The sequence below is a fragment of the Herbidospora sakaeratensis genome, assembly GCF_001570525.1.
Taxonomy (GTDB): Bacteria; Actinomycetota; Actinomycetes; order Streptosporangiales; family Streptosporangiaceae; genus Herbidospora; species Herbidospora sakaeratensis.
In genome coordinates, this window is the sequence record NZ_BBXC01000008.1 from 72,046 (window position 1) to 85,510 (window position 13,465).

Here is a 13,465-nt window from a genome sequence, read left to right on the forward strand (position 1 = left end):
GATGCGCGTCCTGCTGGTCACGTACCAGAGCACGACCATCTTCACCGCGATGGTGCCGCTCGCCTGGGCGCTGCGCACGGCGGGCCACGACGTCCGCGTCGCCAGCCAGCCCTCGTTCACCGGCGTGATCACCCAGGCCGGGCTGACGGCCGTGCCGGTCGGCCGGAACCACACGACGTGGCGGGTCGGCGAACTGCACCCCGAGCAGGTCGAGGCGGAGCGCAACGGGCTGCCCGCGCCCTACGACACGGTCGCCGGCGACGCCGAGCCCGACTGGGCGCGCATGCGGGACGGCTACGCCGAGATGCTGAGCCGCTGGCACAAGCTGGACAACTTCCCGATGATCGCCGACCTGGTCGACTACGCCCGGCACTGGGAGCCCGACCTGGTGATCTGGGAGCCCACCACGTACGCGGGGCCGATCGCGGCGCGGGCCTGCGGCGCGGCGCACGCGCGGCTGCTCTGGAGCGTGGACGTCTTCGGCGCCGCCCGCGAGCACTACCTGCGCCTCGCGGCCGGGCGGCCCGACGACCCGCTGGGCGAGTGGCTGGGCGGCTACGCCCGCAAGTACGGCTTCGACTTCGGCGAGGACCTGGTCACCGGCCAGTTCACCATCGACCAGGTGCCCGGCTCGCTGGCCGTGCCGACCGCGCTCGACCGGGTCCCGATGCGGACCGTGCCCTACGGCGGCCCGGCCGTCGTGCCCGGCTGGCTGCACGCGCCGCCGGAGTTGCCCCGGGTGGCGCTGACGCTGGGCACCACCGCGACCGAGCGCTACGCCGGGTTCGCCGCCAACGTGCCCGACATCATCGCCGCGCTGGCCGACCTCGACCTCGAACTGGTGGCCACCCTGCCGGCGAACGTGCAGGGCACGGTCGGCGCCCGCCCGGAACGCACCCGGCTGGAGACCTTCGTCCCGCTGCACGCGCTCGCGCCGACCTGCGCGGTCGTCATCAACCACGCGGGCCCCGGAACGTTCCTCACCACCGCCCTGTACGGCGTCCCGCAGGTGACGCTGCCGTGGGACTTCGACGAGCCGGAGCTGGCCAGGCGGGCGGCGGCGCAGGGCGGCACGCTCACGCTGCGCCCCGACCGGGTCACCGGCGAGGAGGTCCGCGACGCCATGTTGCGCCTGATCGACGAGCCGGGCTTCGCCGACCGGGCCGAGGACCTGCGCCGGGAGATGCTCGCGATGCCGAGCCCGGCCGAGCTGGTGCCCCGCCTCGAAGAGCTGACCGCCAAGCACCGCTGACGCAGGGAGGACGACCATGCGGGTGATGTTCGCCGCCGTGCCGGCCAAGACGATCTTCCAGTACATGGTGCCGCTGGCCTGGGCGTTCCGCGCGGCGGGGCACGAGGTGGTGTTCGCCAGCCAGCCGGGCTTCGCCGGCGTGATCACCTCGGCCGGGCTGACCGCCGTGCCCGTCGGGCGCGACCGGGAGTTGCGGATGGTGCGCTCGGCCGAGGAGCTGGAGGCGGAGCGGGTGGGCATCCCGCCGCCGTACGACGCCTTCGACGATCCGGAGAAGGCCACCTGGGAGTACCTGAAGCCGGGCATGGCCCGGGCGGCGAACCTGTGGCACCGCTACGGCAACTTCCCGATCATCGCCGACCTGGTGGACTTCGCCCGGCACTGGAAGCCCGACCTGGTCGTCTGGGAACCGCTCACCTTCGCCGGTCCGGTCGCCGCGCGGGCCGCCGGGGCCGCGCACGCCCGCCTGCTGTTCAGCGTCGACGTCTACGGCGGGGTGCGCGCCCTCTACCGGCGGCTCAACGAGCGGCGGCCCCCGGAGCTGCGGTCCGACCCGATGGCCGACTGGCTGGCCGGCTACGCCCGCAAGTACGGCTTCGACTTCGGCGAGGACCTGCTCACCGGCCAGTTCACCGTCGACCAGCTGCCCCGCAGCCTCCAGGTCGAGGCCGAGGGCCTCTCCTACGCCCGCATGCGGTACGTCCCCTACGGCGGCCCCGCGGTGGTCCCGGGCTGGTTGCGCGAGCCGCCCGCCCGCCCGCGTGTCGGGTTCACCATGGGGCTCAGCGCGACGGAGACCTACACCGGCTACAACGTCGACGTCCAGGACGTCCTCGACCACCTGGGCGAGCTCGACGTCGAGGTGGTCGCCACCATCGCGGCCAGCGAGCAGCCGAAGCTCCGGCGGATCCCGCCCAACGCCCGGATCGTGTCCTACGTCCCGTGGCACGCCCTGGCCCCCACCTGCGCCGCCGTCATCCACCACGCCGGGGCCGCGACCCTGGCCACCACGGCGCTGCACCCCGTGCCGCAGCTGTCGCTGCACTACCACTTCGACCAGCCCACCCTGGCCAGGAAGCTGGCCGCGCACGGCGCGGGGCTGGAGATCCACACCACCCGGGCCACCGGCCCAGCCGTCGCCGAAGCCGTCGACCGGCTGCTCACCGAGCCGTCGTTCGCCCGGCGCGCCCACGACCTCCGCGACGAGATGCACGCGCTGCCCAGCGCCGCCGAGCTCGTCCCGCACCTCGAAGAACTCACCGCCAAGCACCGCTGACCAGGAAAGAGACCCGGATGCGCGTCCTGATTACGACATATCCAGAGAGGACCCATTTCCTGCTGATGGTGCCGCTCGCGTGGGCGCTGCGCACGGCGGGCCACGAGGTGCGGGTGGCGGTGCAGCCGAAGTTCGCCGACGTGGTCACCCAGGCCGGGCTGACGGCCGTGCCGGTGGGCGGCGACCGCGACCTGTGGCAGGTCATCGGCCGGGTGCGGAACCTGCCCCGGCAGGACCGGGCGTTCGCGGGGAACCGGGAGCCCGGCTACCCGTCGCCCTACGACGCCTTCGAGCGCGACCCCGCCGACCTCACCTGGGAGGACCTGCGCGACGGCTACGAGCGGCAGATCTCCGGCTGGCACAAGGTGAGCAACGTGCCCATGGTCGCCGGGCTGGTCGACTTCGCCCGGCACTGGCGGCCCGACCTGGTCATCTGGGAGCCGACGACCTTCGCCGGCGCCGTCGCGGCCCGCGCCTGCGGGGCCGCGCACGCCCGGCTGCTCATCGGCGCGGACGTCTACGGCATCGCCCGGGAGCACTTCCTGCGCCTGAAGGACGGCCGGGCCGACCCCCTCGCCGACTGGCTCGGCTCCTACGCCCGCAAGTACGGCTTCACCCCGGGAGAGGACCTCGCCACCGGCGACTTCACCCTCGACGTGCTGCCGCCCCCGCTGCGCGTCCAGGCCCGCGACCTCACCTATGTGCCCGTCCGCTACACCCAGTACGGCGGCCCCGCGTCGGTGCCCGCCTGGTTGCGCACCCCGCCCGAGCGCCCCCGGGTCGCCCTCACGATGGGCCTGACCATCACCGAGCACGACGTGGGCTACCCGGTCGACATGCAGGGACTCCTCGACGAGCTGGCCGACCTGGACATCGAGCTGGTCGCCACCGTCCCCGACGCGGAGAAGGAGAAGCTGGAGCGCATTCCGGCCAACGCGCGCCTGGTGCCGTACGTGCCGCTGCCCGACCTGGTGCCGACCTGCTCGGCCGTGATCCACCACGGCGGCGTCGGCACCATGGTCACCACCGCGCAGTTCGGCGTCCCGCAACTCTCCCTGCCGTGGGACGTCGACCAGCCCGCCCTCTCCACCCTGCTGGCCGCCGCCGGAGCAGGGCTCACCATGCACTCCACCACGGCCACCGGCCCGGCCGTCCGCGACGCGGTGCGGCGGCTGCTGACCGAGCCGTCCTTCGCCGAGGGCGCGGCGCGGCTGCGGGCCGAGGCGCTGTCGGTGCCGGCTCCCAACCAGGTCGTGCCCCGCCTGGAGGAGCTGGCCGCCCGGCACGGCCGGAGGTGAGGGCCGCCATGCGCGTGTTGTTCACCACCTATCCGGAGAAGGCGCACTTCCTGGCCATGGCGCCGCTGGCGTGGGCGCTGCGCGCGGCGGGCCACGAGGTGGTGTTCGCCGTGCAGCCCGCGTTCTGCCCGGTGGTCACCCAAGCCGGGCTCACCGCCGTGCCCATCGGCGGCGACCGGGACCTCTGGCAGCTGATGAACCGCGACCTGAACTGGATCGCGGCCGGCATGAACGGCCTGCCGGTGCCCTACGACGCCGCCGAATGGCGGCCCCAGGACGTCACCTGGTCCTACCTGCGCGACGGGTACGCCGCCCAGGTGCCGCGCTGGCACAAGATGAGCAACGTCCCCATGGTGCCCGCCCTGGTCGACTTCGCCCGGCACTGGAGACCCGACCTGGTGATCTGGGAGCCGACCACCTACGCGGGCGCCGTCGCGGCCCGGGCCTGCGGCGCGGCCCACGCCCGCCTGCTGTTCAGCGTCGACGGCTTCGGCGTGACCCGGGAGCACTACCTCCGCCTCAAACCCGACGGGTCCGGCGACGACCCCCTGGCCGAATGGCTCGACGGCTACGCCCGCGCCTACGGGTTCCCGTACGGCGAGGACCTCGCGACCGGCGACTTCACGATCACGCTGATGCCGCCCTCGATGCGCCTGGAGGCCGAGGGCCTGCGCTACGTGCCGCTGCGCTACGTGCCCTACGGGGGCCCGGCCGTCGTCCCCGGCTGGTTGCGGGCCGCGCCGGAGCGGCCGAGGGTCGCCTTCACCACGGGCATCAGCTTCGCCGAGCACGGCGCGGGCAGCGCGGTGAGCCTCCTCGACGTGCTCGGCGCCCTGTCCGAACTCGACGTCGAGCTGGTGGCCACGGTGGGCGACGCCGACCGGGAGCGCCTCGGCGGGAAGCTGCCGGGCAACGTGCGGCTGGTGCGGTTCGTGCCGATGCAGGCGCTGGTGGCGACCTGCTCGGCCGTCATCCACCACGCCGGGTTCGGCACGCTGGCGACCACGGCGCTGCAGGGCGTGCCCCAGCTGGCGATGCCGTTCGACGGCGACGGCCCGGCGCTCGCCCGGCGGATCGCCGCGCAGGGCGCCGGGCTGGCGCTGCTGGCCGCCCAGGTCAGCGGCCCGACCATCCGCGACCGGTTGTCGCGGCTGCTGCGCGAGCCCGCCTTCGGCGTCGCGGCGGGCCGCCTGCGGCAGGAGATGCTCGACATGCCCTCCCCCAACGAACTGGCCGGGGACCTGGCCGAGCTGGCCGGGCGGTGACCGGCATGCGCGTGCTGTTCGTCGCCAACCCCGAGAAGGCCCACCTGCTGGCCATGGTGCCGCTGGCCTGGGCGCTGCGCGCGGCCGGCCACGAGGTGCGGGTCGCCTCGCAGCCCGCCTTCGCCGGCGTGATCACCCAGGCCGGGCTCACCGCCGTGCCGGTCGGCCGCGACGCCGACCTGTGGCGGCTGCTCGCCCGCGACCCCCGCCTGCCCGGCTGGACGTGGCGGCCCGCCTACGGCCTGCCCGCCCCCTATGACGTGGCCCAGTTCCCCGAGCGGGGCGCCTGGGAGCACCTGACCGAGGGGTACGCCGAGGTGCTGCGCCACTGGCACCGGCCCGGCTGCCTGCCCATGATCGCCGGGCTGACCGAGTTCGCCCGCCACTGGCGGCCCGACCTCGTCGTCTGGGAGCCGCTCGCCTTCGCGGGCCCGATCGCCGCCCGCGCCTGCGGGGCCGCGCACGCGCGCCTCCTCTGGAGCCTGGACGTCTTCGGCCTGACCCGCGCCCGCTTCCTGGACCTGAAGGAGGGCCGGCCGGCGCACGACCGCGCCGACCCGCTGGCCGAGTGGCTCGACGGCTACGCCCGCATGCACGGCGGCGCCTTCGCCGAGGACATGGTGACCGGCCAGTTCACCATCGACCAGCTGCCCGCCTCGATCGCCGTGCGGGCCCCGGGCCTGCGCCACGTCCCGGTCCGGTACGTCCCCTACGGCGGGCCCTCCGTGGTGCCCGGCTGGTTGCGCGAACCGCCCCGGCGTCCCCGCGTCGCGCTGACGATGGGCGTCAGCCTCACCGACCACGCGGCCGGGTACTCGGTCAGCGTGCGCGACCTCCTGGAGGCGCTGGCCGACCTCGACGTCGAGGTCGTCGCCACCATTGCCGACGCCGAGCGGCACGGCCTGCCCACGGTGCCGGGCAACGCCCGCGTGGTGCCCTACGTGCCGCTCCAGGCGCTGGCCGCGACCTGCGCCGCGGTGCTCAGCCACGGCGGCTTCGGCACCATGCTCACCACGGCCGGGCACGGCGTGCCGCAACTCGCGATGCCGTGGGACTTCGACGGCCCGCTGTTCGCCCGGCGGGTGGCCGCGCAGGGCGCGGCGCTGGCCGTCGACGCCGACCGGGTGACCGGCGAGCACGTCCGCGCCGCCGTGCTGCGGCTGCTGGAGGAACCCGCCTTCGCCAAGCGGGCCGACGACCTGCGGGCCGAGATGGCCGCCCTGCCGAGCCCCGGCCGGCTGGTCGCCCGGCTCGAGGAACTGACCGAGAGGAACCGCTAGCCATGCGCGTACTGTTCGTGATCAACCCCGAGACCACCACGCTGCTGCCCATGGTGCCGATGGCCTGGGCGCTCCGCACCGCCGGGCACGACGTCCGGGTCGCCAGCCAGCCCGGCTTCGCCAAGGAGATCAACCAGGCCGGGCTCACCGCCGTGCCCGTCGGCCGCGACATGGACATGTACCGCCTCGTCGAGGTGGCGATGGACGTCCACGAGGACATCGGGCACGGCCTGCACCGGCCGTTCGACGTCGTCGACGACCCCGCCAAGGCGACCTGGGAGCGCATGCTGCCGGGCTACGTGGAGGCGGTCGCGGAGGAGCACCGGCGGGAGAACTTCCCGATCATCGCCGACCTGGTCGACTTCGCCCTGCACTGGGAGCCCGATCTGGTGATCTGGGAGCCGTCGACGTACGCGGGCGGCATCGCCGCCAAGGCGTGCGGGGCGGCCTCGGCACGGCAGCTGATCTCCATCGACATGTTCGGCGTCACCCGCGACCACTTCCTGCGGCTCAAGGCGCAGCGGCCGCCGGAGGACCGGGCCGACCCGCTGGCCGACTGGCTCGGCGGCTACGCCCGCAAGTACGGCGGCGAGTACACCGAGGACATGGCCTCCGGCCACTTCACCATCGACCAGCTGCCTCCCTCGCTTCGCCGGGAGGCCGACCTGCACAACGTGCCGCTCCGCTACGTCCCCTACAACGGCGTGGCCGTCGTGCCCGACTGGTTGTGGCAGGAGCCGCGGCGGCCGCGCGTCGCCCTCACCCTGGGCTGGACGGCCGGGGAACGCTTCGCGACGTACACGGTCGACGTGCAGACCGCGCTCGACGCGCTGGCCGACCTCGACGTCGAGGTGGTGGCCACCATCGCCGAGGCCGCCCAGAAGGAGCTGCGGGTGCCGGACAACGCGCGCATCGTGCCCTTCGTCCCGCTGCACGCGCTGGCCCCCACCTGCAGCGTCGTCATCAACCACGCGGGCGCCGGCACGCTGATCACCACCGCCGGATACGGGATCCCGCAGCTCACCCTGCCGTGGGACATCGACGAGCCCGAGTTGTCCCGCCTGCACAGCGCCCAGGGCGCCGGGCTGACGATCCGCGGCGACCTGGCGTCCGAGGAGGAGATCCGCACCCAGGTGCGGCGGCTGCTCGACGAGCCTTCCTTCGCCCAGCGCGCCCGCGACCTGCGCGACGAGATCCACGCCATGCCGACGCCCAACCAGCTGGTCCCGCAGCTGGAGGAGCTCACCGCCAAGTACCGGAGCCGCTGATGCGGGTCCTGTTCGCCATCACGCCCGGCACCAGCACGTTCCTGCCGCTGGTGCCGCTGGCGTGGGCGCTGCGCACGGCGGGCCACGAGGTCAGGGTGGCCAGCCAGCCCGGCTTCGCCGACGCGATCACCCGGGCCGGGCTGACCGCGGTGCCGGTGGGCCGCGACCTCGACATGGTCCGGCTCCTCCGGGGCTACGGCGTGACCGACGAGCAGCTGGAGCAGGCGCGGGCCGGGCTGTCGCCGCCGTTCGACGTCGTGGACGACCCCGCGCACGCCACCTGGGAGCGCATGCTCGGCGGCTACGCCGACGCCGTCGACGGCTACCGGGCCGAGAACCTGCCGATGATCGCCGGCCTGGTCGAGTTCGCCCGGCGCTGGCGTCCCGACCTGGTGATCTGGGAGCCGTTCAGCTACGCGGGCGCCATCGCGGCCCGGGCCGTCGGCGCCGCGCACGCCCGCCAGTTGTGGTGCCTGGACGTCTTCGGCCTCGCCCGCGAGCACTTCCTGCGGCTCAAGGCGCAGCAGCCGCCGCAGGAGCGGGCCGACCCGCTGGCCGACTGGCTCGGCGGCTACGCCCGCAAGTACGGCTTCCCCTACGGCGAGGACCTGGCCACCGGGCACTTCACCATCCACCAGCTGCCCGCCTCGCTCAGCGACCAGGCCGACGGGCTGCACTACCTGCGGATGCGGTACGTCCCGCACGTCGGCGTCGCCACCGTGCCCCGCTGGTTGCGCACCCCACCGGCGCGCCCGAGGGTCGCGCTGACCCTCGGCTTCGCCGCCGACGGCTTCTCGGGCGGCTTCGCGATCGGCGTGCAGGAGGCGCTCGACCACCTGGCCGACCTCGACGTCGAGGTGGTCGCCACCATCCCCGACGCGCAGCGGGCCCGGCTGCGCCGGGTGCCGGCCAACGCCCGGCTGGTGCCGTTCGTGCCGCTGGACGCGCTCGTGCCCACCTGCGCGGCCGTCATCGACCACGGCGGCGACGGCACCGTGCTGACGACCGCCCTGCACGGCGTGCCGCAACTGGCCGTCGGCCACCACTTCAACGAGCCGATCATGGCGCGCAAGCTCGCCGCGCAGGGGGGCGCGCTGCAGATGCGTCCCGCCGAGGCCACCGGGCCGGCGATCCGGGAGGCCGTGCAACGCCTGCTGACCGACCCCGGGCTGCGGGCGGGGGCCGAGCGGCTGCGCGCGGAGATGCACCGGCTGCCCACGCCCAACGACCTGGTGCCGGAACTGGAGGCGCTCACCGAGAAGCACCGGAGCTCCTAGACGAGAAGGGGCGGGCCCGCGACCGGGCCCGCCCCTTCCGCCGTTCGTCAGGACGCGGTTCTCGCGTAGAGCGCCTGCCAGTAGAACGTCCACGGGCGGGCCCAGCCGTCCTCCACCAGGGTCCACTCCGGCCCGGGCCGGTAGACGGCGACGAAACGGGCCGCGTGCTCGCGCACGGCCGAGGCGTCGTGGACGTCGACGATGTCGCGCAGCAGCCCCGACCCGAGCGCCAGCCGGACCGCCTCCTCGCCGTCGTACTGCCGGTCGAGGCTGTAGTCGAGGTACTTCCCGACGGGGTTCTTGGTGTAGAAGGCTGTGGCGACCGTGTCGATGACCGTGAGATAGTTGCGCGCCGTCTCCTCGTTCATCTCGGCGAAGGAGTCGATGTTCAGGCACAGGTCGAAGGCGGGGCCGCCGAGGAGGCCGTCCACCTCGTCGATGCCGAGGAAGCGCACCCGGCCGAACCGCTCGGGCGTGAGCACCGCGCGCAGGTAGTCGCGCGAGAGGGTCAGGCAGTTCTCCAGGTCCACGATGACGTACTCGGCGACGTCGTGGTTGGACAACACGGCGTGGCAGGAGCGGCCGTAGCCGGCCCCGATCTCCAGCACCCGGGCCCCGTCGAGCTTCACCGAGCGGCTGACGAACTCGAGCTCGTGCACCGCCTGAAGGTAGTCGAGGCAGACCCGGTCGCCGTCCACGGTGACCGTGATCGGGGCGCCGACGTCGCGGTTGCGGATGCGGGCCAGGCGGGCCCGGTTCTCCGGCGACAGGTCGGCGGCCAGGTTGTAGGTCAGGGTCTTGAGGTAGCGGAGGCCGTTCGCCTCCGGGTTCCACAACGAGATCTTGTAGTTGACCGTGCTCGACTTGAAGGTGGCCAGGTCGAGCGCGTCCAGCGCCAGGCTCGTGCGGTTGATGCGGGCCCACTGCGGGCTCTGGCCGTACTTGTGGGTCGCCGGGGCGGTCTCGCGGTCACTCATCGCCGTCGGTCTCCGGTTTGCGGGCCACGACGAGCACGACCCCGTCGTGCTCCTCCTCGTCGTCCTCGTACTCCAGCCAGTCGACGTCGTCGCCGACGCAGAAGATGCCGAGCAGGTCGGCGGGCAGGTCGCCGTGCCGGGCGGCGTACTCGCGGGTGGCCACGTACAACCAGCGGAACGACTGCTTGGTGTGCTCGGTGAGGTCGGCGACCTCCTCGACCGCGAAGCCGGCCCGCTCGGCGAGGCCGGGATAGTCCTCCAGGCGGGCCATGGGCGCCATCCGCCAGGCCGCGGTCGCTTTGAGGAACGCCTCCTCCTCCGCCGGGTCGAGCTCCAGCGGGCCGCGCCGGATGTTGTCGGTGAGCACCAGGCGGCCGCCGGGGCGCAGCACGCGGGCGCACTCGCGCAGCGCGGCCGTCCGGTCGGGGAAGTGCGGGACCGTCTCGGCCGCCAGCACGGCGTCGAAGGTCCCCGCCTCGAAGGGCAGGTCGAGCGCGTCGGCGTGCCGGAACGTCACCCGGTCGGTCATCGACTCGGCCTCGGCCCGCGCCGAGGCCAGCTCGACCTCGACCCGGCTGATCGCGACGCCGGTCACCCGCGCGCCGGTCTCCCGCGCCACCTGGAGCGCGGCGGCCCCCGGCCCGCAGCCGAGGTCCAGGACGTGGTCGCCGGGCCCGATCCGGAGCGCGGTGGTCATGCGGGACGTCAGCCGGGCGGCGGCCGGCCCGAACGGCGCGGCGTCGTCGGGGCCGGTCCAGTAGCCCACGTGGATCTGGCCGCCGTAGATCTCCTCCAGCGCGCGGGCGTTGCGGTCGTAGAAGTCGGCGACCTGGTCGGGGGTGGGACCCTGGCGGGTGTCCCGGGTGCCGGTCGCGAACGAGCGCGCGCTGCGGCGCAACTGCTCCACGCTCACCGGCGGTCCCCCCGCTCTTCGGCCAGCTCGGCGGCGGCCTGGCGGTCGAGCAGGTCGCGGGCCGCCCGCACCTCGGCCGCCATCGGCCGGTCGGCGTCCAGCGGCGGCGAGATCTCGGCCAGTTCCGCCCACACCCCCGACGGCCGGTCGCCGACCATGACGGCGAGCTGGGCCACGCCCAGCGCCAGCGAGCCGATGGTCAGCCAGCCGAGGTCGAGGCCGTCGGCCACGGCGTTGGCGCCGTTCAGCGCCATCGGCACGTGGTCCTGGTTCCAGCCGTTGGTGGGCAGCGTGGTCAGCGACGCCGGCGTGACCGTCTGCCTGATCTTGGACACGAACGAGGTGGCGCTGATGTGCACGCCGGCCAGCCCGCAGCCGCGCCCGGCCCGGGGGGTGAGCATCATCGGCAGGTCGCCGTTGGTGGCCGGGTTGAGCAGCAGCCCGAGTTGCCGTTCGGCCAGGTAGGCGGCCATGTGCATGGACAGGCCGATCTGGTCGGACGCCAGGCCCACCGGCATGGCGTGGAAGTTGCCGCCGTGCAGGACCTGGTCGTCGTAGGTGATCGGGTTGTCCTGGCAGCCGTTCGCCTCGCGGTCGAGCACGTCGCCCGCCATGGTGAGCTGGTCGAGCACCGCGCCGAGCACCTGCGGCGCGCACCGCAGGCTGTACGGCTCCTGGAGCGGCCGCCGCTCGTCCCTGACCAGGCCGTCCGGCAGCTCCTGCCTGATCCAGCGGGCCACGGTGTGCTGGCCGAGCTGGCCCCGGGCGACGGCGTGGCCGTCGTCGTAGTGCTCGGGGTTGGCGCGCAGCAGGGCGGCCAGCCGTCCGGCGAGCATCGCGGCGGCGCGCACCAGCCGCAGCGCCGACTGGTGGTTGAGGATCGACACCGCCAGGCTCGCGCCGGTGCCGTTGACGAAGGCGAGCGCCTCCCTGACCGGCCACTCGAACGGCTCGGCGCCGAGCGCGGCCAGCGCTTCGCGGGCGGGCCGGATCGTCCAGCCGCCGCCGTCCCCGCGCACCCACGCCTCGCCCGTGCCGGTGAACGTCAGCGCGGCGTGCGCGAGCGGCTGGAGGTCGCCGCTGGCGCTGACCGTGCCGTCGCGCGGGATGACCGGCGTGTAGCCCGCGTTCCACAGGTCGGCCAGCACCTGCCAGAACTCCGGCGTGACGGCGGAGTAGCCGCGCCGCATGCTGTTGAGCCGCAGGAACAGGATCAGCCGGCTGACCTCGGGGCTCAGCGGGCGGCCCTGCCCGGTGCCCAGGTGGGAGATGAGCGAGCTGCCCTGCTCCATCTCCGACTCGGCCGAGTAGAGCACGAGCGGGCCGAACCCCTGGGTGAGGCCGTAGATGGGCCGCTCGGAGGCCAGGTGCTTGGCGATCGTCGCCGCGCTGGCCTCCATCCGGGCGACGGCGGCGTCGTCACACGGCTCGATCCGGCTGTCCCAGGCGGCGCTCGCGGCGATGTCCGCCAGGTGCGCCGCGCCGGTCGTGGTCCCCGGCGTTTCGGCGATCAGTGTCACTGTGCTTCCTCTGCTTCGCTCGTGGGTGGGGTCGAAAGGTGCCGTACCTTGCCGAGTGCGGACCGCTCGATCCGGGGGACCGCGTGCACGCGCCGGGGCCGCACGCCCATGCGCTCGAAGGCCGCGGCCAGGTCGAGGTCGGCCAGGCCGCCGCCCGGTTTCGGCACGACCAGCAGGTCGACGTGCTCGCCGATCATCCGGTCGGCGACCGGGAGCACGGCCAGGTCGGCGCAGTCGAGCACGCCGCGCAGGGCGTTCTCGACCTCGTCGAGGTTGATCCGGCGGCCGTTCACCTTGACCAGGCGGGAGCGGCGTCCGGCGAAGTGGAACCGCCGCTCGTCGAGGGGGCGCACGCGGTCGTCGGCCTCCCAAACCGAGGGCGCGGGCTCGCCCGGGGCGAAGGCCAGGCGGGGGCTGGAGATGACGAGGGGCACCTCGTCGTCCTCGTCGGGCTCGCCGAGTTCGGCGAAGGAGACGTCGGGGAAGAGCGTCCACGACGGCGGCTCGCCCTCCCGCCAGCGGCGGGTCGCGATGCCCCCGGCCTCGGTCGACCCGAGCATCTCGACGATCAGCGCGCGGTCGGGCCCGGCGGCGGCCAGGAACTCCCCGGCCGTCTCGGGGATCATCGCGCCGCCGTAGAGGACCGTGACGTGCTCCATCTCCCGCACCCACGCGAGGTGCTGGAGCAGCAGCGTGAAGATCCACGGCGTGGCCACCACGACCACCCGGCGCTGTTCGATCGGCGGCATGGCCCCGTAGAACGTGGGCTTGTGCCAGACCGGCACCCGCAGATGGGCCGGCACCAGCACACTGGCCAGCGCGCCGAACAGGTGCGCGGGCGGCACGCACGACACGACGGCCTCCGGCTTCTCCGGCGCGACCATGTCGGCGAGCAGGCCCGCCTCCCGCCAGACGTTCTCCCGCAGCCGGCGCCACAGGCGGCTCTCCCCGGTGCTGCCGGAGGTGCGGAAGTCGATCACCGGGGGCAGCAGGTCCATGACGAGCCGCTCGGGCCCGCCGTCGCCGACGTCCCATTCCACGTGCCAGGCGCGCTCCGTCACGGCCGGCGCGGCGAATTCGAGTGACAACAATTCACCCGGGCTCAACTCGGCATAATCCATGACGCCCTCCTCGCGGCT

11 protein-coding genes are annotated in these 13,465 nt (G+C 74.1%); 7 read left to right on the top strand and 4 right to left on the bottom strand.

Going from position 1 to position 13,465, the window contains the following annotated elements:
* Position 1 precedes the first annotated feature (1 nt).
* Genes AW271_RS06180 through AW271_RS06210 form a run of 7 tightly spaced genes read left to right on the top strand, consistent with a single transcriptional unit; the run spans position 2 to position 8,916 of the window.
* The gene (locus AW271_RS06180; RefSeq protein ID WP_062333306.1) at positions 2-1,252 is read left to right on the top strand and encodes an activator-dependent family glycosyltransferase; all 1,251 of its coding nucleotides are present in this window, start codon (positions 2-4) and stop codon (positions 1,250-1,252) included.
* Positions 1,253-1,268: 16 nt separating this feature from the next.
* Positions 1,269-2,528 carry an activator-dependent family glycosyltransferase gene (locus AW271_RS06185; protein ID WP_062333309.1) on the top strand — a complete coding sequence of 420 codons (1,260 nt, stop codon included), beginning with the start codon at positions 1,269-1,271 and terminating at the stop codon, positions 2,526-2,528.
* Between the two features lie 17 nt (positions 2,529-2,545).
* Positions 2,546-3,826, top strand: a complete 1,281-nt coding sequence (locus AW271_RS06190; RefSeq protein ID WP_062333311.1) for an activator-dependent family glycosyltransferase — start codon at positions 2,546-2,548, stop codon at positions 3,824-3,826.
* A gap of 8 nt (positions 3,827-3,834) precedes the next feature.
* Positions 3,835-5,091, top strand: a complete 1,257-nt coding sequence (locus AW271_RS06195) for an activator-dependent family glycosyltransferase (RefSeq protein WP_062333314.1) — start codon at positions 3,835-3,837, stop codon at positions 5,089-5,091.
* Between the two features lie 5 nt (positions 5,092-5,096).
* Positions 5,097-6,371: an activator-dependent family glycosyltransferase gene (locus tag AW271_RS06200; protein ID WP_062335214.1), complete on the top strand. Its 1,275-nt coding sequence runs from the start codon at positions 5,097-5,099 to the stop codon at positions 6,369-6,371.
* A gap of 2 nt (positions 6,372-6,373) precedes the next feature.
* Positions 6,374-7,639, top strand: a complete 1,266-nt coding sequence (locus AW271_RS06205) for an activator-dependent family glycosyltransferase (protein WP_062333317.1) — start codon at positions 6,374-6,376, stop codon at positions 7,637-7,639.
* Positions 7,639-8,916 carry an activator-dependent family glycosyltransferase gene (locus tag AW271_RS06210; protein ID WP_062333320.1) on the top strand — a complete coding sequence of 426 codons (1,278 nt, stop codon included), beginning with the start codon at positions 7,639-7,641 and terminating at the stop codon, positions 8,914-8,916. Before AW271_RS06205 ends, AW271_RS06210 begins: the two co-directional genes overlap by 1 nt.
* A 47-nt stretch (positions 8,917-8,963) precedes the next feature.
* Here AW271_RS06210 and AW271_RS06215 read toward each other — a convergent pair whose 3' ends face one another.
* From AW271_RS06215 to AW271_RS06230, 4 genes are read right to left on the bottom strand one after another with little or no spacing between them, the layout of a single operon-like run.
* Entirely contained in the window at positions 8,964-9,893 is a 930-nt protein-coding gene (locus tag AW271_RS06215; RefSeq protein WP_062333323.1) for a putative sugar O-methyltransferase, read from the bottom strand.
* Positions 9,886-10,806, bottom strand: a complete 921-nt coding sequence (locus AW271_RS06220; protein ID WP_063817893.1) for a methyltransferase domain-containing protein — start codon at positions 10,804-10,806, stop codon at positions 9,886-9,888. Before AW271_RS06220 ends, AW271_RS06215 begins: the two co-directional genes overlap by 8 nt.
* Positions 10,803-12,326 (bottom strand): aromatic amino acid ammonia-lyase, encoded by a 1,524-nt coding sequence (locus AW271_RS06225; protein ID WP_245652954.1) that lies wholly within the window; start codon positions 12,324-12,326, stop codon positions 10,803-10,805. Before AW271_RS06225 ends, AW271_RS06220 begins: the two co-directional genes overlap by 4 nt.
* Positions 12,323-13,447 carry an AMP-binding protein gene (locus AW271_RS06230; RefSeq protein ID WP_062333326.1) on the bottom strand — a complete coding sequence of 375 codons (1,125 nt, stop codon included), beginning with the start codon at positions 13,445-13,447 and terminating at the stop codon, positions 12,323-12,325. The genes AW271_RS06225 and AW271_RS06230 overlap by 4 nt, the downstream gene beginning before the upstream one ends.
* Positions 13,448-13,465 lie beyond the last annotated feature (18 nt).

What these genes read in the sequence shown, in the direction of transcription:
- AW271_RS06205 (WP_062333317.1), top strand. Translation starts at nt 6,374, where the DNA reads ATGCGCGTACTGTTCGTGATCAACCCCGAGACCACCACGCTGCTGCCC.
- AW271_RS06190 (WP_062333311.1), top strand. Translation starts at nt 2,546, where the DNA reads ATGCGCGTCCTGATTACGACATATCCAGAGAGGACCCATTTCCTGCTG.
- AW271_RS06185 (WP_062333309.1), top strand. Translation starts at nt 1,269, where the DNA reads ATGCGGGTGATGTTCGCCGCCGTGCCGGCCAAGACGATCTTCCAGTAC.
- AW271_RS06210 (WP_062333320.1), top strand. Translation starts at nt 7,639, where the DNA reads ATGCGGGTCCTGTTCGCCATCACGCCCGGCACCAGCACGTTCCTGCCG.
- AW271_RS06195 (WP_062333314.1), top strand. Translation starts at nt 3,835, where the DNA reads ATGCGCGTGTTGTTCACCACCTATCCGGAGAAGGCGCACTTCCTGGCC.
- AW271_RS06200 (WP_062335214.1), top strand. Translation starts at nt 5,097, where the DNA reads ATGCGCGTGCTGTTCGTCGCCAACCCCGAGAAGGCCCACCTGCTGGCC.
- AW271_RS06215 (WP_062333323.1), bottom strand. Translation starts at nt 9,893, where the DNA reads ATGAGTGACCGCGAGACCGCCCCGGCGACCCACAAGTACGGCCAGAGC.
- AW271_RS06230 (WP_062333326.1), bottom strand. Translation starts at nt 13,447, where the DNA reads ATGGATTATGCCGAGTTGAGCCCGGGTGAATTGTTGTCACTCGAATTC.
- AW271_RS06180 (WP_062333306.1), top strand. Translation starts at nt 2, where the DNA reads ATGCGCGTCCTGCTGGTCACGTACCAGAGCACGACCATCTTCACCGCG.